General features: G+C 55.0%; 22 protein-coding genes. 4 read left to right on the forward strand and 18 right to left on the reverse strand.

Annotated elements, in window-relative coordinates:
- From creD to creA, 4 genes are read right to left on the reverse strand one after another with little or no spacing between them, the layout of a single operon-like run.
- Positions 1-1,359 carry a cell envelope integrity protein CreD gene (gene creD, locus QQZ17_RS09705; RefSeq protein WP_152405949.1) on the reverse strand — a complete coding sequence of 453 codons (1,359 nt, stop codon included), beginning with the start codon at positions 1,357-1,359 and terminating at the stop codon, positions 1-3.
- A 58-nt stretch (positions 1,360-1,417) separates the two neighbouring features.
- Positions 1,418-2,842 (reverse strand): two-component system sensor histidine kinase CreC, encoded by a 1,425-nt coding sequence (gene creC, locus QQZ17_RS09710; protein WP_152405950.1) that lies wholly within the window; start codon positions 2,840-2,842, stop codon positions 1,418-1,420.
- On the reverse strand, positions 2,842-3,531 hold the full coding sequence (gene creB, locus QQZ17_RS09715) for a two-component system response regulator CreB (protein WP_152405951.1): 690 nt from the start codon (positions 3,529-3,531) through the stop codon (positions 2,842-2,844). The genes creC and creB overlap by 1 nt, the downstream gene beginning before the upstream one ends.
- 12 nt (positions 3,532-3,543) lie before the next feature.
- Positions 3,544-4,017 carry a protein CreA gene (gene creA, locus QQZ17_RS09720; RefSeq protein ID WP_152405952.1) on the reverse strand — a complete coding sequence of 158 codons (474 nt, stop codon included), beginning with the start codon at positions 4,015-4,017 and terminating at the stop codon, positions 3,544-3,546.
- A 211-nt stretch (positions 4,018-4,228) separates the two neighbouring features.
- On the opposite strand from creA, the gene robA reads away from it, so the two are divergent.
- Positions 4,229-5,098, forward strand: coding sequence for an MDR efflux pump AcrAB transcriptional activator RobA (gene robA / locus QQZ17_RS09725; protein WP_284554132.1), 870 nt, complete (start codon positions 4,229-4,231; stop codon positions 5,096-5,098).
- Here the strand turns inward: robA and gpmB are convergent.
- Positions 5,095-5,742 carry a 2,3-diphosphoglycerate-dependent phosphoglycerate mutase GpmB gene (gene gpmB / locus QQZ17_RS09730; protein ID WP_152405954.1) on the reverse strand — a complete coding sequence of 216 codons (648 nt, stop codon included), beginning with the start codon at positions 5,740-5,742 and terminating at the stop codon, positions 5,095-5,097. The two genes, robA and gpmB, sit on opposite strands and share 4 nt — an antisense overlap.
- 48 nt (positions 5,743-5,790) lie before the next feature.
- On the opposite strand from gpmB, the gene yjjX reads away from it, so the two are divergent.
- Complete coding sequence (yjjX, locus tag QQZ17_RS09735) at positions 5,791-6,306, forward strand: inosine/xanthosine triphosphatase (RefSeq protein ID WP_152405955.1); 516 nt, start codon at positions 5,791-5,793, stop codon at positions 6,304-6,306.
- A 93-nt stretch (positions 6,307-6,399) separates the two neighbouring features.
- Here yjjX and trpR read toward each other — a convergent pair whose 3' ends face one another.
- Both trpR and sltY read right to left on the reverse strand, forming a co-directional pair.
- Complete coding sequence (gene trpR, locus QQZ17_RS09740) at positions 6,400-6,726, reverse strand: trp operon repressor (RefSeq protein ID WP_152405956.1); 327 nt, start codon at positions 6,724-6,726, stop codon at positions 6,400-6,402.
- A gap of 57 nt (positions 6,727-6,783) precedes the next feature.
- A complete protein-coding gene (gene sltY / locus QQZ17_RS09745) occupies positions 6,784-8,721 on the reverse strand; it encodes a murein transglycosylase (RefSeq protein ID WP_152405957.1) in 1,938 nt (645 codons plus the stop codon).
- A gap of 473 nt (positions 8,722-9,194) precedes the next feature.
- On the opposite strand from sltY, the gene ettA reads away from it, so the two are divergent.
- Positions 9,195-10,862, forward strand: coding sequence for an energy-dependent translational throttle protein EttA (gene ettA, locus QQZ17_RS09750; RefSeq protein ID WP_152405958.1), 1,668 nt, complete (start codon positions 9,195-9,197; stop codon positions 10,860-10,862).
- Positions 10,863-10,959: 97 nt separating this feature from the next.
- Here ettA and QQZ17_RS09755 read toward each other — a convergent pair whose 3' ends face one another.
- The 8 genes from QQZ17_RS09755 to QQZ17_RS09790 form a co-directional block, all read right to left on the reverse strand.
- Positions 10,960-11,700: an oxidative stress defense protein gene (locus QQZ17_RS09755; RefSeq protein WP_152405959.1), complete on the reverse strand. Its 741-nt coding sequence runs from the start codon at positions 11,698-11,700 to the stop codon at positions 10,960-10,962.
- A gap of 92 nt (positions 11,701-11,792) precedes the next feature.
- Positions 11,793-12,428 carry an arginine exporter ArgO gene (gene argO, locus QQZ17_RS09760; protein ID WP_152405960.1) on the reverse strand — a complete coding sequence of 212 codons (636 nt, stop codon included), beginning with the start codon at positions 12,426-12,428 and terminating at the stop codon, positions 11,793-11,795.
- Positions 12,429-12,572: 144 nt separating this feature from the next.
- Entirely contained in the window at positions 12,573-13,433 is an 861-nt protein-coding gene (locus QQZ17_RS09765; RefSeq protein ID WP_152405961.1) for a small-conductance mechanosensitive channel MscS, read from the reverse strand.
- A gap of 122 nt (positions 13,434-13,555) precedes the next feature.
- Complete coding sequence (allS, locus tag QQZ17_RS09770) at positions 13,556-14,494, reverse strand: HTH-type transcriptional activator AllS (RefSeq protein ID WP_152405962.1); 939 nt, start codon at positions 14,492-14,494, stop codon at positions 13,556-13,558.
- Positions 14,451-15,278, reverse strand: a complete 828-nt coding sequence (locus QQZ17_RS09775) for a DUF2877 domain-containing protein (RefSeq protein ID WP_152405963.1) — start codon at positions 15,276-15,278, stop codon at positions 14,451-14,453. The genes allS and QQZ17_RS09775 overlap by 44 nt, the downstream gene beginning before the upstream one ends.
- A 100-nt stretch (positions 15,279-15,378) precedes the next feature.
- A complete protein-coding gene (locus tag QQZ17_RS09780) occupies positions 15,379-16,641 on the reverse strand; it encodes a DUF1116 domain-containing protein (protein WP_152405964.1) in 1,263 nt (420 codons plus the stop codon).
- A 15-nt stretch (positions 16,642-16,656) separates the two neighbouring features.
- Positions 16,657-18,318, reverse strand: coding sequence for an acyl-CoA synthetase FdrA (locus tag QQZ17_RS09785; RefSeq protein ID WP_152405965.1), 1,662 nt, complete (start codon positions 18,316-18,318; stop codon positions 16,657-16,659).
- Positions 18,319-18,330: 12 nt separating this feature from the next.
- Positions 18,331-19,554, reverse strand: a complete 1,224-nt coding sequence (locus QQZ17_RS09790; RefSeq protein ID WP_152405966.1) for an MFS transporter — start codon at positions 19,552-19,554, stop codon at positions 18,331-18,333.
- A gap of 335 nt (positions 19,555-19,889) precedes the next feature.
- Here QQZ17_RS09790 and QQZ17_RS09795 point away from each other — a divergent pair, with 335 nt between their 5' ends.
- Positions 19,890-20,795 (forward strand): carbamate kinase, encoded by a 906-nt coding sequence (locus tag QQZ17_RS09795; RefSeq protein ID WP_152405967.1) that lies wholly within the window; start codon positions 19,890-19,892, stop codon positions 20,793-20,795.
- A gap of 127 nt (positions 20,796-20,922) precedes the next feature.
- On the opposite strand, the gene fbaA is transcribed toward QQZ17_RS09795, so the two are convergent.
- The 3 genes from fbaA to epd all read right to left on the reverse strand — a co-directional run bounded on the left by fbaA (position 20,923) and on the right by epd (position 24,327).
- Positions 20,923-22,002, reverse strand: a complete 1,080-nt coding sequence (gene fbaA, locus QQZ17_RS09800) for a class II fructose-bisphosphate aldolase (RefSeq protein ID WP_152405968.1) — start codon at positions 22,000-22,002, stop codon at positions 20,923-20,925.
- Positions 22,003-22,092: 90 nt separating this feature from the next.
- A complete protein-coding gene (gene pgk, locus QQZ17_RS09805; RefSeq protein ID WP_152405969.1) occupies positions 22,093-23,256 on the reverse strand; it encodes a phosphoglycerate kinase in 1,164 nt (387 codons plus the stop codon).
- A gap of 51 nt (positions 23,257-23,307) precedes the next feature.
- Positions 23,308-24,327, reverse strand: a complete 1,020-nt coding sequence (gene epd / locus QQZ17_RS09810) for an erythrose-4-phosphate dehydrogenase (protein WP_152405970.1) — start codon at positions 24,325-24,327, stop codon at positions 23,308-23,310.
- Positions 24,328-24,442: the final 115 nt, after the last annotated feature.

The following is a 24,442-nucleotide window of genomic DNA, read 5'->3' on the forward strand; positions in this document are numbered from 1 at the left end:
TTACTTCCACACGCGTAGCGCATCGTCCACTGGCGCTGTCGGTTTCGGCGTTGTTGTCGGTTTCGTACGCGAGAACGCATACCAGTCCAGATGCCGTGTCAGGAACATCACGCTCCCCAGCGCCAGCAGCAGTACGCTCGTTCCCAGCAGAAGCGCGCTGTCTTCCGAGCGCAGCAGAACCCACATCACGCCATCCAGCGCCAGCAATGCCAGGGTGAAGACCACACTGCTACGCCAGCCCTGCAATACCGCCTGGAGATAAACCCCGTTCATCAGCGCGCCCACCAGACTGGCGACAACCCACGCCAGGGTGAAGCCAATGTGTTCTGAGAGCGCCAGCAGCAGCAGATAAAACATCACCAGCGACAGCCCCACCAGCAGATACTGCATCGGGTGTAACCTTTTGCCGGTTAAGGTTTCGAACACAAAGAAAGCCATAAAGGTCAACGTAATTAGCAGAATGGCATACTTAGTTGCCCGATCCGTCAGCTGGTACTGATCGGCAGGAGTGGCAACTGCGACGCTAAATGACGGCAGGTTATACCACCCGTCTTTTTGCGCATCCACAAACCGCTCGCCGAGGTTATTGGCAAACCAACTGCTTTGCCACTGCGCCTGAAACCCTGACTCACTGATTTCGCGCTTTTCGGGCAGAAAATCACCAAGGAAGTTGGGGTGCGGCCAGTTACTGGTGAGCGTCATTTGACTGCTGCGCCCCACCGGAACCACGGAGAAAGATCCGGTTCCGCTTAAGTTGAGTGACATCGCCAGGTTCACATCGCGCATCGCCCATTGTTCGTCGGGAAGCGGGATGTGAAGCCCCTCTCCACGTCCCGTTAATCCTGTCCCCGGCTCGACGGCAAGCGCCACGCCATTCGCCGTCGGCGCTTTCACTACGCCAATGCCCCGCGCATCGCCCACGCCAACCACAATAAACGGTTTTCCGAGGGTCACGTTGGGCCTGTTAAGTTCACTCAGCCGCGCGACATCAAACTCCGCCTTCAACGTGACATCGGTATGCCAGACCTGCCCCTCGTAGATGCCCACTTTTCGTGGCTCGACATTCTGGTTACCCTCAACCATGAGCGACTCCGGCAGCCAGAAGTGGATAAAGCTGCGCGTGTGCTGCACCTCTTTCTCGTTTTCCAGCACCGTGTATAACTCGGTCACGGGCACGGCAATCAACGGGCCGACCACTTTTTGCGGTCCGCTGGTACTCTGCCGAATGGCATCCTCTACCGCATCGCGATAATCAGCGCGTTCCACAATGATCTGCCGGACCATCATCAGTGGGATCAGCAGCAACACAATCGCGCCACCTAAAGTGACGATTTTCCAGAACAGGGGGGATTTCAACATAGCGTTCTCCTTATGCAATACCGGCAGAGTACGCACGCTGTGTGGGGGGAATTTGAAGCTATGTGAAGTGACGGTGAAGTATGAGCATGGCCTCGACGCCACCTTCCGGTCGGTTACGCAATTCCACACTTCCCTTCAGCAGTCGCGCGACTTCGCGCACGAACGCCAGGCCCAGACCGCTGCTTTTGAAGCCATTTTCACGCGGCAGTGAGTAAAAACGGTCAAATATCCGCGGTAAGGCAAAATCGGGAATACCGGTGCCGGTATCGGCCACCGTCAGCGTCACTTTCTCTGCATGCGCCTGCGCGCTGAGGGTGATCGTCCCACCAGCCGGGGTGAAATCAATGGCGTTGTCCAGCAGGTTGCCCAACGCCTGCTCCAGCAGCGCTGGCTCTGCACAGACGCTTAACGTTGAAGGAACCCTCTCCAGCGATATTGCATTCGACGCCAGTTGAATGGCGCGTGCGTCGCTGATTTGCGCAAACAGTTTATCGACGGCAACCGCAGAGAGCGCAATATCCTGACGATTCTCCAGCCGCGCCTGACGCAGCAGTGTTTCAACCAGCGCCTGCATTCGCGCGTTTTGGCTGAGAATATTGTCGGTAAAGCGCTTAACAATGTCCGGAGGCGGATTTTCCCGCAGGATTTCCGCCGCGCCGCGAATGGCCGCCAGCGGACTCTTCAGCTCGTGGGTAAGCGCGTACACGTACTGTTCAATGTAATTCTTACCTTCCAGCTTCAGGCGCATGCTCTCCAGCGCCTGCGCCAGCTTGCGCAACTCGCTGCTGCCCAGTTCTGGCAGCGGCATCGGCTGGTTTTCAGTCACTGAATCCGCATAGCGCGTCAGACGGGCGATCGAGCGGTTAATCCACCAGACCATCCCGGCACCAATCACCAGCGCGATGCCAAGCAGAACCGCGCTGGCCCAGAGGATCCGTCGCTCGCTGCGTTTAATCACCGGCGCCATAGCGGCATTAGGCTTCCCCACGCTGAGCACGCCGACGATCTTTCCATTATCGACAATCGGCGCGGCAACATACATGACCGAGCTTTCCGGGTCTGCGGGGTTCTGTGGCGTACTGCGTGCGCCATACTGTCCACGCAGCGTTAGCCAGACATCGTTCCAGCGGGAGTAATCCTGCCCGACCGCTTTGCTGACGGAATCAAACACCACTTTGCCCTGCGCGTCCGTCATGTAGACATGGTACTCGTTGCGGACTTTATTGATTCCGCTGATATTGGCGCGAAAGGGACGATTGTGCAGTTGCGTAAACGCCTGCGCCAGTTGGCCATGCTCCGGATTGCCGGACAGCAGATCGTCACGGGCCAGCGCCGCCAGCAGCGTGGCGGTATCGATCAGCGTCCCTTCCGTTGCACGCCGTACGCCAGGTTTAATCTCCTGCACAAAGATAGAGAGAACAAACCACGCGGCAACGGCGACAATCAGGAAATAGCCCAACAGCAAACGCATGCCAATGCGCATCAGAGGCTCCTCAGGCTGTAACCCATTCCACGATGCGTGTTGATAGGCGAGAGCGTCGGATTGACGGCACGCAGTTTGGCACGCAGCGTTTTGATGTGCGTATCGACCGTCCGGTCGAAAGTATCCTGCGCATCAGCCCAGACGATATCCATCAGTTGCTGGCGAGAATAGACGCGACCAGGAGATAACAGCAGCGTTTTCAGCAGCAAAAACTCATAGCGCGTGAGTGGCAGGGGCGTGCCGAACCAGGCCACTTCGGCAGCGGGCTCATTCAGCTCAAAATGACCGGTTTTGACAATGGGCGACGGCGTAGAAAACTTCTTCACACGGCGTAACAGCGTGCGTACCCTGGCGCACACTTCCCGGGGTGAAAACGGTTTAGCGACGTAATCGTCAGCGCCAATTTCCAGCCCCAGCAGGCGATCCACCTCGTCACTACGCGCCGTAAGAAAGAGGATCGGTAACGCCGGATGCTGCTCCAGCAATCGTCGGCACAGTTCAAAGCCGCTGATATCCGGCAACCCGACATCGAGAATCGCCACATCCGGGCACTGATGACGCGCTTTATCCAGCGCAGGCAGACCGCGCTCAAAGGCTTCCACACTAAACCCTTCCTGCTGGAGCATATAAATCAGGGTATCCGCGATACCCTGCTCATCTTCCACCAGCCAGACCGATACCTGCTGCATTATGCTTCCCTGTTATTCGCGCCACGGCATGATGGGTACCGCGCTAATGGCATTTTTCGGCGACCCGTCGACAACCTTGTCGGAATAGGCCAGATAGGCCAGCGCGTTGCGTTTAGCATCATAAAAACGCACGACCTGTAAAGATTTGAAGACCAGCGAAGTGCGTTTCTTAAAGACCACTTCCCCCTGAGCTTTGCCGTTCTTGATTCTGTCGCTCAGTTCTACCGGTCCCACCTGCTGACAGGAGATGGCGGCATCGGAGGTGTCTTCAGCCAGCCCCAGCCCGCCTTTAATGCCCCCGGTCTTGGCACGGCTGACGTAGCAGGTCACGTTTTTGACATCGGGATCGTCAAACGCCTCCACGACGATTTTATGATCCGGTCCAAAGATTTTGAACACCGTATCGACAGAGCCGATCTGTTCGGCGGACGCCAGCGGCGCCAGCATAAACAACAGAGTGGAAAGAACTAAACTCTTGTATTTCATATTGTTACCATTCTTTAAAATTACGCTGGGCAATTATTCGACATTGTAAAAGAAACTGTTTACAGATCACAGGATTACAATAATCACGTTTTATTTGATCCAAAAAAAGCATTAATGCGCAAAAAAAACACTGAATGCTAAAACAACAAAAAATGCTATTATCCAATAATCTGATGTCAGGTGTTTGTAGTTGAAAGGATGAGGATATTTTATGGATCAGGCCGGCATTATTCGCGACCTATTAATCTGGCTGGAAGGTCATCTGGATCAGCCCCTGTCGCTTGACAATGTGGCGGCAAAAGCGGGTTATTCCAAGTGGCATCTGCAGAGAATGTTTAAGGACGTGACGGGCCACGCGATTGGCGCGTATATTCGCGCACGCCGCTTATCGAAATCCGCTGTTGCGCTTCGCCTGACGGCTCGCCCGATTCTGGATATTGCCCTACAGTACCGCTTTGACTCTCAACAAACATTCACCCGCGCCTTTAAGAAACAGTTTTCCCAAACGCCTGCGCTGTATCGTCGTTCACCGGAATGGAGCGCGTTCGGTATCCGTCCGCCTCTGCGTCTGGGCGAATTTGCCATACCTGAGCATAAGTTTGTCACTCTGGAAGATACGCCACTGCTTGGCATCACCCAGAGCTACTCATGTTCGCTGGAGCAAATCTCCGATTTCCGCCACGAAATGCGCGTGCAGTTCTGGCACAATTTCCTCGCGCATGCCCCCGCGATCCCGCCCGTACTGTATGGCCTGAACGAAACGCGTCCGAGTCTTGAGAAAGATGACGAACAGGAAGTGTTCTACACTACCGCGCTACCTCAGGAGCAAGCCAACGGCTACGTGCAGTCAGCTCAACCGGTGCTGTTGCAGGGCGGCGAATATGTCATGTTTACCTACGAGGGGCTGGGAACGGGCGTCCAGGAGTTCATCCTGACCGTCTACGGAACCTGCATGCCAATGCTGAACCTGACGCGCCGCAAAGGGCAGGATATCGAACGGTACTACCCGGCTGAAGATGCCAAAGCCGGTGACCGCCCGATTAACCTGCGCTGCGAATTCCTGATACCGATTCGCCGTTAACGCTGTAGCTCATCCAGCGCAGGGGCGTCCAGATGCGAGATGTCCCCTGCCGTTTCCACGACCCATCCCGGCGCCAGCCACAAACTTTCCTGATAATCCACCCGCGAAATCGAGCAGTTACGCAGACGTAAGCGGCGTTCCGCATACGCAGGAAGTCCCAGAATCGTACTGACCAGACAGCCCAGCGCGATGCCATGGCTGACCAACAGCGGACGACTCCCCTGCGGCAAATTCAGGCACGCGGCGAGCGCACCATGAACACGATCGTTCAGTTCCTGCATCGACTCCCCTTCGGGGATACGCCCGTCGACGGTGCCGTTGACTAACTGGCGACGCCAGTTTTCTTCTTCGGCGGTCAGGGTATCAATATGACGTTTTTCCAGCACTCCCATGTGCAGCTCGCGCAGGCGGGCGTCTAAGGTGATATCACAACCACAGGCCTGGGCGATGATGTCAGCAGTGCGGCGGGTACGTCCCAAATCACTACTGATGACGTGGGTGATGCCGAGGCTTTTCGCGCGTTCACCTACCTGCACTGCTTGTTGCTCACCTTTAGCGGTCAGCGGACTGTCGGACTGGCCTTGAATACGTCGCTCGGCGTTCCACTGCGTTTCACCGTGGCGAACAAGGTATACCTGTAACATGCTATTTTTCCGTATACTGCGATGAGTTTTTTAAAATCGAGCTTAATTATGCACCATGTTGTCTCAGCAACCACCAATCCCGCCAAAATTCAGGCAATTCTGCAGGCATTTAACGAGATCTTCGGTGAAGGATCCTGCCATATAGAGTCTGTTGACGTCGATAGTGGCGTACCGGAGCAACCCTTCGGAAGTTCTGAAACGCGTGCTGGCGCACGTAATCGGGTCGAAAATGCCCGTCGTGCGCGACCAGATGCCGACTTCTGGGTGGCTATCGAAGCGGGTATTGATGAAGACGCGACCTTCAGTTGGGTGGTTGTCGAGAATGCAACCCAACGCGGTGAAGCCCGTTCCGCGACGCTGCCGCTACCTGCAGTGATCCTTGAAAAAGTGCGTGAGGGTGAAGCGCTTGGCCCGGTGATGTCTCACTACACGGGCATTGATAAGATTGGTCGAAAAGAAGGCGCGATTGGCGTGTTTACCGCCGGGAAACTGACGCGTGCCAGCGTCTACCACCAGGCGGTGATTCTGGCGCTCAGCCCGTTTCATAACGCGATTTATCAGTGAGATTGTAGGCCGGATAAGACGAAGTCGTCATCCGGCGATGGTGCAGTTGCGAGCCTGATGGCGCTACGCTTATCAGGCCTACGAAAACGCTTTTCAGGCGTTTTTCAACAATACGACTTCAAGCCACTGACGCAGTTCGACAGGGGCAGATTTCAGGCTGTTAGAGCCGCGAGTGATGGTAGCAATCCCCGCGCCCAGTTCGTTTTTCAGCTCACGCTGACTCATTTCGCCGCGTAATAACTCTTCGATAATGCGTACACGCGTCCCTAACGCTTCGCGCTCGTCCGGGGTCAGCATCAACTGCAACAGCGGTAAGTGCAGATCCTCTGCGTAAGACTGGCGGAGCAACTCCACAAAACGAAGCCACTCCTGATTGCGTTGTTCGGCTATCGCCGATGAATAAGGGGAATGCTGGGTCATGTTATGTCGCCCTGTTGTACTCATACACGAGTACAAATCATAACATAACCCATCGGATTAATAACGTCTCTGCCACTCAGAATCGCTCATCAGGGTGTCTTTCTGTCCCATGAAATAGCGATAGTAAGCATCGTAGGCCAGCACGTTCTTCACGTAGCCGCGCGTTTCCGAGAAGGGAATACTCTCGACAAACGCCACGGCATCAATCCGTCCCGCACTGTTGCCAAGCCAGGTACGCACACGCCCCGGTCCGGCGTTGTAGGCTGCAGAGGAGAAGATCCGGTTATTGCCGAACTGCTGGTAGACGTACTGCAGGTAACTGGTACCGATGTTGATATTCATTTCTGGATCCAGTAACTGGTTCTGGCTGCTGTAACCCGGAATAGAGAACATCTTCACCGTGTGTGTCGCCGTGCCGGGCATAATCTGCATTAGCCCACTGGCACCGACCGGAGATTTCACCTTCGGATTCCAGGCGCTCTCCTGACGCGCTATCGCCATTGCATAGCTTTGCGGGATGTCTTTGCCGCGGGTATAGCGAGTAAAGATATCCTGATACGCCAGCGGGAAACGCTCCTCCAGATGATCCCAGAGTTTACCGGCGATCGTCGCCTGCACGCTCAGATCCCACCACTGATTGTTGAAGGCATAACGCGCCAGTTGCGCCTGTTCCGTCTTCGTGCGACTGGTGACCAGGTTCGCCCATTCGCTGCGGGCGGTGTTATCCAGATTCCAGTACATCAGTTCGCGAACACGAGCCATTTCCGGCCCCTGAGTCAGTGCGTTATCCACATTGCCCGGCGCTTTATCAATTTTCAGGACGTACTCTTCCCCCAGACGCTGCGCCGCCACCATCGGGTAGAAACCGCGCTGCTGCATCAGCGCATGCAGGATCTCTTTTGCTTCGTTTTCCCGTCCCCGCTCCAGCAGCAAATCGGCCTGCCAGTAGCGCCATTCGTCCTTCTCTTTCGCTTCCATCGGCAGACGCGCCAGCCAGGTGTTCAGGCCACGACGATCGCCGGTCCCGAGCGCCATCCGCACCCGACGCTCCACAAGCGTCGTGGATTGCGAGCGCATGATCGCATCATCGCGCCATTTCGCCTGCTCGTCGGTGACGTCGTTACCCATTAATCGCCAGGCGACGATATCGCGTAACTCCTGGGTTTGATCCTCATTCAGTTGCTGCGCCTGCACCAGTGACGGGATCATCAGACGCGCGTTTTCCGCATCCTGACGCGCGACGCTGGCAAAGGCCACGGCGGCCATCTGACGGGTAAAATCGGTAGCGCCGGTGGTGCGCGCAAAGTTCATGACGCTGTTCGGATCGTTCGCCAGTGAGATAATCGCTGACGCGATAGTCTGGTACTCCGCTGGCATCTGCCCGGCCAGTACCGTCACCAGTCCGGTATTTCCCGCTTTCATCGCCAGGCGGATGCGCTCCAGGTAAGAGAGCGGGTCCTGAGTACCGGAAGCGCGCCAGACGCTGAACAGTTTGTCACAGGCATTGGGCTGACTCTTACCGGTCAACCACAGCTCTTTCGCCCCCTGCCAGGCCTCTTCCGCTTGTCCGGTATTCCACTTCGCGTAGTAGTAATTGCACTGCGCCTCGGTGGTTCTCGGTTTCTCCGGACTAAACGCTAATAACCCGCGCCAGTCTTCACGCCGCGCCAGTTCATTCACAAAACGCGATTCCAGCGTGCGTGCTGGCGGCAGAGTCGGGTTGGCACGGACAAAGTTGGTCACCGTGACAGTCGGTTGATTCATCAGATCATCGGTGATCTGCCGATATTCCAGGTAGGGATACAGAGGGTAATTCTTCAGGCCCGGCATCATCTGTTCCACGACATCCATCTGTCGGTTATCCCAGGCCTGCTTAATTTGTGCGTAACGGTTACGCTGTTCATCCAGTGAATCGGCTCGCGCAGCCTGACTTAGCGTCAGCAGGCACACACCGGCGGCAATAAGACGCCAGGTAAATCGTTGGGCTTTGTCCACAAGCTCTTCCTCTAAAAATGATACGTCGTTGCAGCCTCATGCCGCCTAATGATTTCATGCTAACCAGTCATTGGCATTTACGCCACGTCGAGGACACTTTTTTACTTTTACGGCGAGTGAGATCTGCTGGCTGGGATTGAGAGGGGAAAAAGGCTACACTTCGCCTTTGAAAACATCTATACCCTAAATAATTCGAGTTGCAGGACAAAGCCCAAAGGGCTTTGAACAGCGCTAGCGCTGGCCCCGGAGGGGCGAAGCCGAAGGCTGAGTCACGCGGCAAGGGAGTGACAAATTCGTCGGGAACGAATTTGACCAGCCGCAGACTGGCCTTCGGTGAGAGACAGGATGTCTCTCATTAATCCCCCAGGAGCTTACATAAGTAAGTGACTGGGGTGAACGAGTGCAGCCAACGCGCATGCAACTTGAAGTATGACGGGTATATTCATCACGATAAATACAGAGGCGAGTCCAACGTGGCCCAATTCGTTTATACCATGCATCGTGTCGGCAAGGTCGTTCCGCCGAAACGTCATATTCTTAAAAACATCTCTCTGAGCTTCTTCCCTGGCGCAAAAATCGGCGTACTGGGCCTTAACGGTGCCGGTAAGTCCACCCTGCTGCGCATCATGGCGGGCATCGATACCGATATCGAAGGCGAAGCCCGCCCGCAGCCAGGCATCAAAATTGGTTACCTGCCGCAGGAACCCAAGCTCAATCCTGAGCACACCGTTCGCGAATCTGTTGAAGAAGCGGTGGCGGAAGTGGTTAATGCGCTGAAAGGTCTGGATGAAGTTTACGCGAAGTACGCCGAGCCGGATGCCGACTTCGATAAACTGGCCGCGCAACAGGGCAAGTTTGAAGAGATCATTCAGGCGCACGACGGTCATAACCTGAACGTGCAACTGGAGCGCGCTGCCGACGCCCTGCGTCTGCCGGACTGGGACGCCAAAATCGCGACCCTCTCCGGGGGTGAACGTCGCCGTGTCGCACTGTGCCGTCTGCTGTTAGAAAAACCAGACATGCTGCTGCTCGACGAACCCACCAACCACCTGGATGCGGAATCCGTGGCCTGGCTGGAACGCTTCCTGCACGACTTCGAAGGGACCGTGGTGGCGATTACCCACGACCGTTACTTCCTCGACAACGTCGCAGGCTGGATCCTCGAACTTGACCGCGGCGAAGGGATTCCGTGGGAAGGCAACTACTCCTCGTGGCTGGAGCAGAAAGATCAGCGTCTGGCGCAGGAAGCTTCTCAGGAAGCGGCGCGTCGTAAATCTATCGAGAAAGAGCTGGAGTGGGTACGTCAGGGCGCGAAAGGCCGTCAGTCTAAGGGTAAAGCCCGTCTGGCACGCTTTGAAGAACTGAACAGCACCGAATACCAGAAGCGTAACGAAACCAACGAACTGTTTATTCCACCTGGACCGCGTCTGGGCGATAAAGTCGTTGAAGTCAGCCATCTGCGTAAATCCTACGGTGACCGCCTGCTAATTGACGATCTGAGCTTCTCCGTACCGAAAGGCGCGATTGTCGGTATCATCGGTCCGAACGGCGCGGGTAAATCGACGCTGTTCCGCATGATGTCCGGTCAGGAACAGCCTGACAGCGGTACTATCACGCTGGGTGAAACCGTCAAGCTGGCCTCTGTTGACCAGTTCCGTGACGCCATGGATAACAGCAAAACCGTGTGGGAAGAAGTGTCCGGCGGGCTGGATATCATGAAGATCGGCAACACCGAGATGCCAAGCCGCGCCTACGTTGGCCGCTTTAACTTTAAGGGTGTTGATCAGGGGAAACGCGTGGGCGAACTGTCCGGCGGCGAGCGTGGTCGTCTGCACCTGGCAAAACTGTTACAGGTTGGCGGCAACATGCTGCTGCTCGATGAACCGACCAACGACCTGGATATCGAAACCCTGCGCGCGCTGGAAAACGCCCTGCTGGAGTTCCCGGGTTGCGCGATGGTTATCTCGCACGACCGCTGGTTCCTCGACCGTATCGCCACCCACATTCTGGACTACCAGGATGAAGGCAAAGTGGAGTTCTTCGAAGGTAACTTCACCGAATACGAAGAGTATAAGAAACGCACGCTGGGCGCAGACGCGCTGGAGCCAAAGCGTATCAAGTACAAACGTATTGCGAAGTAATTGTTAGTCATGCCGGATGGCGGCGAAAACGCCTTATCCGGCCTACAGGATGCATATCTGTAGGCCGGATAAGCGCAGCGCCATCCGGTATTTTCGATTATTGCGCTTTAGCCGTTGCCGGTTGCTGGCCCGCCGCAGGTTCCAGTTGGAACACCACATCGACCTGATCATCAAACTGAATCGCTGCCTGCTCGTAGGTTTCCTGAGCAGATACCGGTGCCGCATCCGCTTTCATCATCCGCACCACCGGGCTTGGCTGATAGTTCGAGACATGATAACGCACGCTGTAAACCGGCCCCAGCTTGCTGTTAAAGCCTGCCGCCAGTTCTTGCGCCTGATGTATCGCATCATCAATCGCCGCTTTACGCGCTTTGTCTTTGTAAGCATCCGGTTGTGCCACGCCTAACGACACGGAACGAATTTCGTTCAGCCCCGCCTTCAACGCGCCGTCCAGCAGCGGGTTGAGTTTATCGAGCTGACGCAGCGTCACTTCGACAGTGCGCACCGCCCGATAGCCTTTCAGAATGCTTTTCCCGTTCTGGTAGTCGTAATCCGGCTGCGTGCGCAGGTTCGCCGAGCTGATGTCTTTTTTCGCGACCTGATTTTGCTCAAGGAAGGAAAGATATTGCGCAACGCGCTCATCTGCCTGTTTCTTCGCCGTCGCCGCGTCTTTTGCCGCCACATTAACCTCAATTGCCAGAGTGGCAATATCAGGTGCAGCGTCCACGCTTGCCGTCCCGGAAGTCACGATGTGCGGTCCATCAGGCAATTCGCCTGCCTGTACCGACATTGCACTGAATCCCACTAATGCCGCCAGGGCCATCACTTTGAACTTCACTGTCGCTCCTCCATGTTACGTGAGTTGCCCAAATTTCAGGGCGCATGCAGGCAAGCTTAGCGTGAAATAGTGTGTTGTCCATCAGACAACGCTTAGTTGAACAAGGCGTGAACATGCGCAACGCCTTCTTTTGCCAGTTGAAAAGCAATAAACCACATCACCAGACCGACCAGCGAATTGATGATCCGCTGCGCTTTTGCGGTGCGCAGTCGCGGCGCGAGCCACGCCGCCAACAGCGCCAGACCGAAGAACCACAGGAAAGAGGCGCTGACGGTGCCAAGCGCGAACCAGCGTTTCGGCTCCACGTCCAGTTGTCCGCCCAGACTGCCCAGCACCACGAAGGTATCGAGATAGACGTGTGGATTCAGCCATGTCACTGCCAGCATCGTGGCGATAATCTTCCAGCGCCCCTGCTTCATCACTTCCGCGCTGGCCAGTTCCAGATTGCTGCTCATCGCCGTCTTTAACGCACCAAAGCCGTACCACAGCAAAAATGCCACACCGCCCCATGTGACCAGCGCCAGCAGCCAGGGAGATTGCATCAGTAATGCGCTGCCACCAAAAATTCCGGCGCAAATCAGCAACAGATCGCTGACGGCGCACAGCAGCGCAATCATGATGTGATACTGGCGGCGTATCCCCTGATTCATCACAAAAGCATTCTGTGGGCCGAGCGGAAGTATCATGGCTGCGCCGAGTGCAAGACCTTGAAAATAATACGATATCACGGTAATCATCCTGAGCGTTGTCTCTATAGCGCAGACTATAACGCGGGATGATTATTAGCGGAAATGGATAATATTAATCGCAGATTAGAGAAATTAATGCCGAAGGAATTTTGCCGGATGGCGCGATGCTCATCCGGCACACCATTACTCTGCCGCGCCTTCTTTCACGCGTTTAAAATTGATGTCCATCTGCGGATACGGGAAGCGAATACCTGCGGCATCAAACTCACGCTTAATCCGTTCCAGCACGTCCCAGTACACGTTTTGCAGATCGCCACTGTTGCTCCAGACACGCACCACGAAGTTGAGCGATGACGCGCCCAGTTCATTCAGACGTACCGTCATTTCGCGATCTTTGAGAATGCGGTCTTCCGACTCGATAATCCCGGTGAGGATCTGTTTCACCTTATCGATGTCAGAGTCGTAGGCGACGCTGATAGTGAATTCATTACGGCGTACCGGCTCGCGGGAAAAGTTGATGATATTGCCGGCAATGATTTTACCGTTTGGGATCACGACAATTTTACCGTCCACGGTACGCATGGTGGTGGAGAAAATCTGCACATTCAGCACCGTCCCGGCGACACCGCCCAGATCAACATACTCACCGGCACGGAACGGACGGAACATGACCAGCAGAACCCCTGCGGCCAGGTTAGACAACGACCCCTGCAACGCCAGACCGACCGCTAAACCGGCGGCACCGAGAACAGCGATGACAGATGCCGTTTGCACGCCCACCCGACCCAGCGCGGCGATCAGCGTGAAGGCAACAATCCCGTAGCGCACCAGCGCGGAGAGAAAGTCTGCCACGGTGGCATCAATATGACGCGCCACCATCAGACGGTTAACCGTATTCGACACCAGACGCGCCACAATCATCCCGACAATAACAATGGCAACTGCCGCCACGATGTTGACGGCATAGCTCAACAGCAATTCCTGGTTGCGGACCAGCCAGGTCCCCGCACCGTTGATGCTGTCGACAACATTCAAATCTTCCATTACATGTTCCTTGGTCATAACAAATCAGAGCAAATGAGATCAATCTCACGAAAACACCCCGTTAAAGGTAAACAATAATGGGTGAATAAGCCATTTTCGTTACGTTCCAGTTCCGGATGACGCTATTTTTTCTGTTCTGCGGGACGATCCACCATCCGCAAAAATCCTCCTACCAGCGCATTTTTTTGTTTAAAAATGTCGGCAATCTCGCTGACCACTTTTCCACTGCCGGCATTCTTCCAGGCGATAGAGAGCGGTGACGGCTGGCGAGGATTCACTACCGAACGAGCCACCAGTGCGCCCGACTCAACGTAAGGACGGCACAGACGTTCCGGTAAAAAACCCACGCCCAGGCCGCTTAAGTGACAGGCCAGCTTGGTGCTGAGATCCGGAACCTTAATCTCCTTTTGTCCACTCAGCAGCCAGGCCACGCGGCGGGTGAGCGTGCGCGAAGTATCTTCAATATTAATCGCGGGGTAGCGACGCAGCATGTCGTCCGATAACACCGTTGCCGGATGGCTGGCCAGCGGGTGATTCTGCGCCACCACAAACTGCCAGCTAATATCCCCCAGCGGCAGCAACGAAATGTTGTTCGACAGTGATTCGGAACCGGTCACGCCAATCGCCAGTTGATAGTCGTCATACAACAGCGAATCCCACACGCCCATATAAACCTGGCGGGAGATCTGAAAGCGGGTGAAGGGAAATTGTTGATGCAGCCACGTCAGTAAATCAGCGGTCGTCTGCGGCTGATACAGCAAATTATTGATGACGATATTGACCTGACGCTCAACGCCCGCATTGATCTGCTGTAACTCATCCGGCATGGCGTCCAGCCAGTTGAGCCACTGGCGGCAATGTTCGAGCAGATGCTGACCGGCCAGGGTCAGGCTGACGGAGCGCGTGGTACGTAAAAAAAGCTGCGTCCCCACCTGTTCTTCCAGCGTTTTAATCCGATAACTTATCGCCGCGGGCGTTTTATGCAGCGAGCTGGCGGCACGGGAAAAACTCTCGGTCTCAGCCACCCGAATAAATGTGCGTATTGTTTCCTGATCGAGCATGCATTCCCCTTGAATCAGCCATCTGTAACCAGTGTTGCGCCAACGCGATACCCAATACCGTGTCAGCGCCGGAAGTATGTCCTACCGCAAGCAGACGGCCAAGCGCACGGTCTGTATTACGTCCGGTTTGTAAACTGCGCATGACGCCCAACACGGGCGTCGAAAATTCGCCCAGCCTGGCGCTATTAAGATAGCTACAGCTTACCGACGTTGTCAGCAATGCCAGTAGATCAATCGAGGGTAAAAAAAGGTGAACCGGTATCCCTGCAGCAATAAAGACCGCCAGCATTCCTGTCAGCATATCATCACCGCTGGGCGTGAGTCCTGGGCCTCGCCCGATAAGCCAACGCCAGTCCGGTTCCCCTCCGTGATGCCAGCATGCAAGAGCAGCCATGATTTCTGAATAAAATGGTATGTCATTAAGGGGTTGATTCAATGCCCCACACAGGCCGCTTTGTTGCCCACAACGGGAGAGCCCGACAGGGGCGCTATCAGCAGGATTGAGTTGCAGTCTGAGCTGGCGCTGAGAGCGAAGGGTCACTCCCTGCCCGCTCAGCAGATTCCCGGTTTTGTACAGGTGCGAAACCGCAGTCAGGCGGGAAAACTGCTTATGACTCAACAGCATGCCGGTTGGTCCCATGCCTTTACCGTAGCGGTATAACGTCAGTAACTCACCGTTTGCATGACTGAAATTGATCGCCTGAGAGAAGCGACTGTGCAGCGTCCATTCACCATCAGGAAGTCGATAAAGCCCGGCGCAGGCCAGAGCATTGAGTATGAGCATAGGTTGCTCCGAAATGCCGGATCGCGGCTTCAGCGTATCCGGCCCACGATTGACACAGATTCGTAGGCCCGGTAAGCGTTAGCGCCACCGGGCATTGCTGTTACGCCGTGATGTGATGCTCTTCCGCCAGCGCTTCCAGCGCTTTTTCAAAGCAGAGCAGCGGAGCGCGAACAGTACCCGCGCCAACCTGCCCAATCCCTGCTTCGCGGTGAGCGATACCGGTGTTGATAAGCGGCGTAATCCCCGTTTCCACAACGCGGCGGATATCCAGCCCCAGACACGCGCCTTTGAAATCCCAGGACGGGATCTGGAACAGCGGGTTGTTAGCGAGGTAGATTTCCGCCATCTCTTCGGAGGTTTCCAGCGCGGCGCCCATACCGCCCGCGCCAACGAAACGCGTCACGCCGGGGGCGGCAATCATTGCCGCGCCGCCGATGCCCAGCGTTTCGGTAATGGCGCTGTCACCGATATCCGGGTTGGCGTCAGCCTGGCTGTAGCCGGTAAAAAACAGGCCCTGCGGCGTATTCACGGGTGCAGTAAACCATCGGTCGCCGGTGCCGCTGACACGAATCCCGAACTCACGGCCGTTGCGCGTCATTGCTGTCACCACCGAACCGGCTTTAATCACTGCCGCCGCATCCATCACCGCTTTGCTGTAGGCCATCGCCAGATTCAGGAAGAACTGATCGGTCACGCTCAGGAATTGCAGCACCTCAATGATTTCAGCTTTCGGCCGGTCCAGACCCGCAATCACAGGGGACAGTGCGCGCAGCAGCAGCGACGAGGCCGCGATATTACGCTGATGGAATTCGTCACCCATCGTAATCGCCTGGGCCATCATTGCCGTCAAATCAACGCCGTTCTCCATACGCGATAACGCCTCCTGCAACACCGGCGCCAACGTATCGCGCATCCAGCGCAGGCGTGTCTGCACATCTTCACCGTAGGCCCCGAAGCGCATGACCTTACCGATCCCTTCGTTCAGGTTGCAACAGGACTGATTGCCGTGCACTACGTCTCGCACCACCAGCACTGGCATGTTCGCAGAGGTGATTCCGCCCATCGGGCCGACGGCGCCAACGTGATGACAGGGAATAAATTCCACTTCACCCCGACTCAACAGCGCCACCGCTTCTTCCTCACTGGCGGCCCAGCCTTCGAACAGCGATGCGCCGATACACGCGCCGCGCATTGGCCCCGTCATCTCTTCCCAGGCAATCGGCGGACCGGCGTGCAGTAACTTACGTCCTGAGGACAATTCCACCACCGCCTCTTTCGCAGGACGGACGGCAACCCAGTGCGGGCGCGCGGTTTTAATGCGTTCAATAATGGCGTCGTTGGCCTGTGCAATTGATGAATACATATCGGTACCTCTGAATTAATGTAACTGCTTGAGTAAACTGGCGAGACGCGCATTGCCACCAGCAATCGGCGCCCACTGATAATGCACAACCGGCGTGCCGCTGCTTTGCAGATCCAGCGCGAAGCTGCGTAATCCGGCATTGATCACCTGTACGCCATCCAGCAAAGTGCCTGGTTCGGCTGATGGGCGGGCGTCCTGATGATGTGTCAGGCTGATGGCGAGCAACACGGCCTCCTCCAGGGTTTCCACCACGGCGATGCCCGCTTCGCGTAGGATGTCAATTTGTCCGCTGCGCCCCTGCGGGTCAGCATCGGTTCCGGTCATGGTGGCAATGGTTACCAGCGGCGCGCTCCGCGCCGCACGAACCTTTTCGACCGCCTCTACAACCGCGCCAGCCGGGTCGGCGCAGGCGCCATAGCCCAGCACCACATCCAGCAACAGCACGCCGACGTCCGGCATTGCGGCCAGCTTTTCGATTTCAATGCTGCGGGTGGTTGGGTCAATCATCGGGTGCGGTCGGCCCAGCGTGTAGCTGTCATCCCCCAGATCGACAATGCGGTGGCCCTGCGCGTCGAGCATGACGCCAGCATCGTGGCTTTCGCTAACCGGAACGCCAAGCCCGGATGAGAGCAGCATCGCCGCTTCTGCCGCGAGGGTGCCGCCGGCGTACAGACCGTAAATACCTTTTCCAGCCACCTCGGGTTGAATCAGGCGCTGCTGCGCCACGCGCATCAGTAAGACGGCCAGTTGGGCGGCATCCGAGAGCGAATCCGCCAGCCAGACGTTCCCCTCACGACGCTGTTCCGGTTTATTGCCGAGAAAGAGCGCTACCACCGGTTTACCGACGTTCTGCATCGCGTTGATAATGCGCGTTCTGACCTGCGGCGACGGCGGTTTGGAGACAAACGCAATCACTCGAGTCGCATCATCGGCAGCCAGCATCTCCAGCGCCGTTAGCGCACTGATCCCCCCCACTTCCGCGCTCAGATCGCGCCCACCCAAACCGATGGCATGGCTGATGCCCTGTTGGTGTAGCGCAATCTGCGAGGTGACCTCCTGAATACCGGTCCCGGACGCCCCTATCACGCCAATTCCACCTTCTGGTAACACGTTAGCGAATGCCAGTGGGCTACCGGCAATCATCGCCGTCCCGCAGTCCGGCCCCATCACGATAAGCCCCTTTTCGCGCGCCAGCGTTTTCAGCGCCACTTCCTGCGCCAGCGGTACGTTATCGGAGAACATCATCACGTTCTTACCCGCCAACAGCCCCTCTTTAGCCACGGAGGCTGCATACTCCCCGGCAACCGAAACCAGCAGCAAATTGGCCTGCGGTAGTTTCTGGCAGGCGCTCTCCCAGCGACGCGCCTTCAGCAGTTGCTGTGAACTGCCCGAGGCGCTGGCAATCGCACTCAACTCTTTTTCCAGCTGTTCGCGAATTAATTCGAGAATCTCGGGTTGCTCGTCATGCGTTCGTACCGCCACACAAATATCGTTCGGCGTGGCCTCGGCAAAATCGGCATGCCAGAAGCCTGTGGAATCCAGCATCGCTTTATTCGCAGGCGTTCCCATCATGACGGAAACCTGGTCGACTTCCGGTCGCTCACTTAATTTACGGGAAATGATCATCAGGCTGACGGAGTCCTGAAAGCTTCCCTTTTTAATAAAGGCGTAAATCATTACCGCTACCTCTTATGTACGTTTTTCTTTCAAAAACAGCATGGCAACCAATCCGACAACTAACAGAATGGCTGACACATAAAAACTGGATGCCAGGCTGCCCGTTATATCGCGCGCCGCACCGGCAATAATCGGAGCAAGAATGGAGGAACTCATGCCGATAAAATTAAATAAGCCAAACGCGGTGCTGTAATTATTTTCATCGACGCTATCGGCAACCAGTGCAACCAGCACGGGATCTAACGCCAGTTTGCCGACAAGGCCGTAAACACACAGGGCGACAATCACGCCGGTCATATTTGGCATCCAGACAATGGACAGCATGCTGAGGATCGCCACCGGCACGAGGAACATAATTAACGGTTTACGCTTACCTAATTTGTCAGACAGGCTGGAGAATAACAGCGCGCCGGGTATTGAAATCCAGGCCACCAGCGAAGAGATAAACCCGGTTTCGCTACCGGCAATACCGCGCTCATTTTGCAGATAATAGGGAAGCCAGGTCAGAATAACGAAGAAACCAAACAGGCTACAGAACACCATAATATAGGTCAGAACGAGGTTGCGGTTTTTCAAGAGATCGCTGAATTTCCCTTTTTTTAACGGCTGACCATCGGTATCTACGGTGCGTTTCTTTTCTTTCACAAACAGCCAGATCGCTACCCCCACCAGCACCGAAGGGATCGCCATCACGTAGAACGGCATCCGCCATGAATGCCCCTGATCGTACACCAGCCAGCTTGAGGTCATCAGCCCCAGCGCGATACCAAAAGCCATGCCGCTATTGATAATTGCACTGCCCAGCGAGCGATACTTTTTAGGGATTTGCTCAGAAGAAAGGCCGTACTGAGGACCGTAATAGGTCCCTTCTCCCGCACCGGTTACCACGCGGGCAAACAGCAACGTGTACCAGCTTTTTGCCCAGCCGGTCACCGCGGTGAAAACGCCAAAGAGAATAAACCCTGGCACCAGCACTTTTTTCTTACCGATTTTGTCACCCAGTATTCCGGCCGGAACCTGTAATAACGCATAAGAAAAATAAAATACAGAATTAAGAATGCCTAATTGTGTTCCACTTAAGCCAAACTCTTTCTCCAGTTCGCCCATCACCGGGTTCAATACCGTCCGGTCGGCATACATAAAAATCCATCCCAACCAGAACAGGAAAATGGTAACCCACCAGGCCGGTATTCCTTTTTTCTTCGTGACCTCAGTCACTTCACATGATTCAGACATAAGTAATCTCCCGGTAATATTTACCGTTGAACACCTCAGGTTATCTGACGATTGATGAGGCTTGATGTTTTAACTATACCCACCATATCGGGCCGTGAGGTCATTTCGTTTGAGCAAAGTCACACAAAATCCATTGTTATAAATTCCTGGGAACTGACCGCAGCATTATTAAAAAAAGTCTAACAATCATTTTTTAAATATTTTAAACAAAGTAATTAAAAACAATCCGAATTAACGCGTTATTTTTATCAGTCAATAAGCTGTCGAATAAGTCACATTATAAAAAGCCAGGAACGTTATTTTGACCACGAGATATTTTGCACATTGAGGTCATAATGAAAAAGAAACTGGTCATTGCGCTGGGCGGTAATGCGTTATTACAGCGCGGAGAAGTATTGAGCGCGGAAAACCAACAGCGCAGCATTCAGGTTTTTGCACAAATGGTGACAATGCTGGCCCGCGATTACCAACTGGTGATTGTGCATGGCAATGGGCCTCAGGTGGGATTGCTGGCGTTACAGAACGCGGCATACACGGAAGCGCCCGCCTGGCCGCTGGATATTCTGGTAGCCGAAAGCCAGGGAATGATTGGCGTCGCTATCGCCCAGGCGCTGACACAAAACGCAGGGGCCGCGCCGGTGACAACCCTGATGACACGTGTGGAAGTGGATCCACAGGATGAGGCATTTTGCGCACCGGGCAAATACATCGGGCCCGTGTATCAACCCGATCAGCAGGCTGAACTGGAACAACGTTATGGCTGGACAATGAAGGCTGACGGGCAGTACATCCGTCGGGTCGTTCCCTCACCGATACCGCAAGCTATCCTCGACAGCGATGCCATCCAGATGTTGATGGAAGCGGGACATACGGTGATTTGCTGTGGTGGCGGCGGTGTTCCGGTGGTGGCTCAGGGCGACGGCTACCAGGGAACCGAAGCGGTAATCGATAAAGATCTGACAGCGGCAGTGCTGGCCAATGCCATCAACGCCGATCACCTGCTGATCCTGACCGATGCCGATGCCGTTTATGAACACTGGGGAACGCCGCAGGCGCGCGCATTGCGACATGTCACGACAGAAGAGCTGGCGCCGTTTGCTGCACCAGACGGTGCGATGGGTCCAAAGGCGGCGGCAGTTATCCAGTTTGTTAAGCAAACCGGAAGCTCGGCGTTTATTGGCGCCCTGAGAGATGCGCCGCAGATATTAATGGGCGAGAAAGGCACCTGCGTGACACAGTAAACGCCCTGCCGTTTGTCATTGCCGGATGGCGACGCTCAAGCGTCTTATCCGGCCTACAACATCCTCCGGCAACAAAGCAAAAAAAAGGCTTCCCGAAGGAAGCCATTTTTACAATCAGCTGACTACATTACAGAACGTCGATCGCGTTCAGTTCTTTGAAAGCCTGTTCCAGACGGGTGATCATCGTTGCCTGACCAGCACGCAGCCATACGCGCGGATCGTAGTATTTCTTGTTCGGCTGATCTTCACCTTTCGGGTTGCCCAACTGACCCTGCAGATACGCTTCGTTCGCTTTGTAGTAGTTCAGAACACCTTCCCAGGTCGCCCATTGGGTATCGGTATCAATGTTCATTTTCACTACGCCGTAGCTTACGGAGTCTTTGATTTCCTGAGCGGTAGAACCGGAACCACCGTGGAAGACGAAGTTCAGGCTGTTGTGCGGCAGGTTGTGTTTCTTAGAAACATAGTCCTGAGAGTCGCGCAGGATGGTCGGGGTCAGAACCACGTTACCCGGCTTGTAAACGCCGTGTACGTTACCGAAGGAAGCCGCGATGGTAAAACGCGGGCTGATTTTGCTCAGCTCGGTGTACGCGTAATCAACGTCTTCCGGCTGGGTGTACAGAGCAGAAGCGTCCATGTGGCTGTTATCCACACCATCTTCTTCACCACCGGTGCAACCCAGTTCGATTTCCAGGGTCATGCCCATTTTGGACATGCGCGCCAGGTATTTGGAGCAGATTTCAATGTTCTCTTCCAGTGACTCTTCAGACAGGTCGATCATGTGAGAAGAGAACAGTGGTTTACCGGTTGCCGCGAAGTGTTTTTCACCCGCGTCCAGCAGACCGTCGATCCACGGCAGCAGTTTCTTCGCGCAGTGGTCAGTGTGCAGGATAACCGGAACACCATAGTGCTCAGCCATCTGATGTACGTGGTGCGCACCAGAGATAGCGCCCAGGATTGCCGCACCCTGAGGAACGTCAGTTTTCACGCCTTTACCCGCGATGAACGCAGCGCCACCGTTGGAGAACTGTACGATGACCGGTGCTTTAACTTTTGCAGCGGTTTCCAGAACGGCGTTGATAGAGTCGGTACCCACGCAGTTAACGGCTGGCAGAGCGAAGTTGTTTTCTTTTGCTACCTGGAAAACTTTCTGTACGTCATCACCGGTGATAACGCCAGGTTTTACGAAATCAAAAATTTTAGACATGTTACGAGTCCTGTATCTTCGGCCTTGGAAAGGGGTGCGTGCTACTAAAGCGCGCTGAAAATTGGGCAGGTTTCCCTGCCCATGAATGTCTTACTTCTTAGCGCGCTCTTCGAGCATCGCTACTGCAGGCAGAACTTTACCTTCCACGAATTCGAGGAATGCGCCGCCGCCAGTGGAGATGTAGGAAATTTTGTCAGCAATACCGAACAGGTCGATAGCAGCCAGAGTGTCGCCGCCGCCTGCGATAGAGAATGCGTCGCTGTCTGCAATCGCGTTAGCCACGATTTCAGTCCCTTTACGGAAGTTCGGGAATTCAAACACGCCAACCGGACCGTTCCACAGAATGGTTTTTGCATTCTTCAGAATTTCAGCAAGTTGGTGTGCAGAAGCGTCGCCGATATCCAGGATCTGCTCGTCTTCTTTTACGTCGTTGACGGATTTCAGCGTGGCTGCAGCGCTTTCAGAGAACTCGGTCGCGACGCGAACGTCAGTCGGAACCGGGATATCGCAAGTGGTCAGCAGACGTTTGGCTTCATCAACCAGATCGGCTTCGTACAGGGATTTGCCCACATTGTGGCCCTGAGCGGCAACGAAGGTGTTCGCAATGCCGCCGCCAACGATCAGCTGGTCAGCGATTTTAGACAGGGAGTCCAGAACGGTCAGCTTGGTAGATACTTTAGAACCACCTACGATAGCAACCATCGGACGAGCCGGTTCTTTCAGCGCTTTACCCAGCGCGTCAAGTTCGGCTGCCAGCAGCGGACCGGCACACGCGACGTCTGCAAATTTGCCGATACCGTGAGTAGAAGCCTGCGCACGGTGAGCCGTACCAAAGGCGTCCATCACGAACACGTCGCACAGTGCAGCGTATTTTTTGGACAGCGCTTCGTCGTCTTTCTTCTCGCCTTTGTTAAAGCGAACGTTTTCCAGAACCACCAGTTCACCGGCAGCCACTTCAACGCCGTCGAGGTAATCTTTTACCAGGCGAACCGGATTAGACAGTTTGTCTTTCAGGTAATTAACAACCGGCAGCAGAGAGAATTCTTCGTTGTACTCGCCTTCGGTAGGACGACCCAGGTGGGAAGTTACCATGACTTTAGCACCCTGTTTCAGGGCCAGTTCAATGGTCGGCAGAGAAGCACGGATACGCGCATCGCTGGTCACTTTCCCTTCTTTAACTGGTACGTTCAGATCCGCACGGATAAAAACACGTTTACCAGCAAGATCCAAATCGGTCATCTTGATTACAGACATGGTGAATCCTCTCGTTGATTCTTGATAAAGTTTTGCAGGCGCCTTCGCGCCCTACCTGAAACCTTTTGCAGCCATCGCTAACGTGGTGTCGAGCATTCTGTTAGCGAAGCCCCATTCATTGTCACACCAGACCAGTGTCTTAATAAGGTGCGCGCCACTGACCCGCGTTTGCGTACCATCAACAATGGCGCTATGCGGGTCATGATTAAAATCGACTGAGACCAACGGTAATTCCGTATAGTCAACTATATCATGAAATGCACCTTGTGCCGCTTTTTGCAGCAACTGGTTGACTTCATTAGCTTTTACTGGCTTCATCACCGTCACGCTTAAGTCGATTGCCGTGACGTTTATCGTCGGTACCCGCACCGCTATCGCTTCGAAACGATCGTTAAACTGCGGGAAAATACGCGTGATGCCAGCCGCCAGTTTGGTATCCACCGGAATGATCGACTGACTCGCCGCGCGCGTACGGCGCAGGTCAGGATGGTATGCATCAATAACCTGCTGATCGTGCATCGCGGAGTGAATAGTCGTCACCGTACCGGATTCGATGCCATAGGCATCATCCAATAATTTGATAATGGGAATAATACAATTCGTGGTGCAGGAAGCATTGGAGACGATGCGGTGTTCCGCACGGAGTTGATCCTGATTGACGCCAAATACCACGGTGGCGTCGAGATCGTTACTGCCAGGATGTGAAAAGAGCACTTTCTTCGCGCCTGCGGCGATATGCGCCTCACCGTGTTCACGGTTTCCGTAGACGCCCGTACAGTCCAGCACGATATCAACGCCCAGTTCGCGCCAGGGCAGCGCGTCAAGCGAGGGCTCATGCAGAATGCGAATCGCGTCGTCGCCCACCATGAGCTGCTCGCGCTCCTGGCGAACGTCCCATGCAAAACGCCCATGGCTGGTGTCATATTTCAACAAATGCGCCATGCCAGAGGCATCCGCCAGTTCATTGATTGCCACCACGGTGATTTCCGCCCGACGTCCGGATTCATATAAAGCACGAACCACATTACGTCCGATGCGACCGAAGCCATTAATCGCTACGCGTACGGTCATAGATCTCCTGCAAGGCTATCCCGAATCAGATGTGGCTGACAGAGTAATCCAGCGCATCGTTCAGGGAAACCTTACCTGTCGCAAACTGCGACTGATTGATTATTTGTCGAACATT

Origin of the sequence: Citrobacter sp. T1.2D-1 (assembly GCF_950098555.1) — a bacterium.
Taxonomy (GTDB): domain Bacteria; phylum Pseudomonadota; class Gammaproteobacteria; order Enterobacterales; family Enterobacteriaceae; genus Citrobacter_A; species Citrobacter_A telavivensis.

Bases quoted from the DNA above. Each gene is read 5' to 3' on its own strand.
- fbaA (WP_152405968.1), bottom strand. From the start codon at position 22,002: ATGTCTAAAATTTTTGATTTCGTAAAACCTGGCGTTATCACCGGTGAT.
- robA (WP_284554132.1), top strand. From the start codon at position 4,229: ATGGATCAGGCCGGCATTATTCGCGACCTATTAATCTGGCTGGAAGGT.
- QQZ17_RS09775 (WP_152405963.1), bottom strand. From the start codon at position 15,278: ATGCTCATACTCAATGCTCTGGCCTGCGCCGGGCTTTATCGACTTCCT.
- creB (WP_152405951.1), bottom strand. From the start codon at position 3,531: ATGCAGCAGGTATCGGTCTGGCTGGTGGAAGATGAGCAGGGTATCGCG.
- yjjX (WP_152405955.1), top strand. From the start codon at position 5,791: ATGCACCATGTTGTCTCAGCAACCACCAATCCCGCCAAAATTCAGGCA.
- QQZ17_RS09765 (WP_152405961.1), bottom strand. From the start codon at position 13,433: ATGGAAGATTTGAATGTTGTCGACAGCATCAACGGTGCGGGGACCTGG.
- creD (WP_152405949.1), bottom strand. From the start codon at position 1,359: ATGTTGAAATCCCCCCTGTTCTGGAAAATCGTCACTTTAGGTGGCGCG.
- allS (WP_152405962.1), bottom strand. From the start codon at position 14,494: ATGCTCGATCAGGAAACAATACGCACATTTATTCGGGTGGCTGAGACC.
- creA (WP_152405952.1), bottom strand. From the start codon at position 4,017: ATGAAATACAAGAGTTTAGTTCTTTCCACTCTGTTGTTTATGCTGGCG.
- QQZ17_RS09790 (WP_152405966.1), bottom strand. From the start codon at position 19,554: ATGTCTGAATCATGTGAAGTGACTGAGGTCACGAAGAAAAAAGGAATA.
- QQZ17_RS09780 (WP_152405964.1), bottom strand. From the start codon at position 16,641: ATGTATTCATCAATTGCACAGGCCAACGACGCCATTATTGAACGCATT.
- epd (WP_152405970.1), bottom strand. From the start codon at position 24,327: ATGACCGTACGCGTAGCGATTAATGGCTTCGGTCGCATCGGACGTAAT.
- trpR (WP_152405956.1), bottom strand. From the start codon at position 6,726: ATGACCCAGCATTCCCCTTATTCATCGGCGATAGCCGAACAACGCAAT.
- creC (WP_152405950.1), bottom strand. From the start codon at position 2,842: ATGCGCATTGGCATGCGTTTGCTGTTGGGCTATTTCCTGATTGTCGCC.
- pgk (WP_152405969.1), bottom strand. From the start codon at position 23,256: ATGTCTGTAATCAAGATGACCGATTTGGATCTTGCTGGTAAACGTGTT.
- gpmB (WP_152405954.1), bottom strand. From the start codon at position 5,742: ATGTTACAGGTATACCTTGTTCGCCACGGTGAAACGCAGTGGAACGCC.
- QQZ17_RS09795 (WP_152405967.1), top strand. From the start codon at position 19,890: ATGAAAAAGAAACTGGTCATTGCGCTGGGCGGTAATGCGTTATTACAG.
- QQZ17_RS09785 (WP_152405965.1), bottom strand. From the start codon at position 18,318: ATGATTTACGCCTTTATTAAAAAGGGAAGCTTTCAGGACTCCGTCAGC.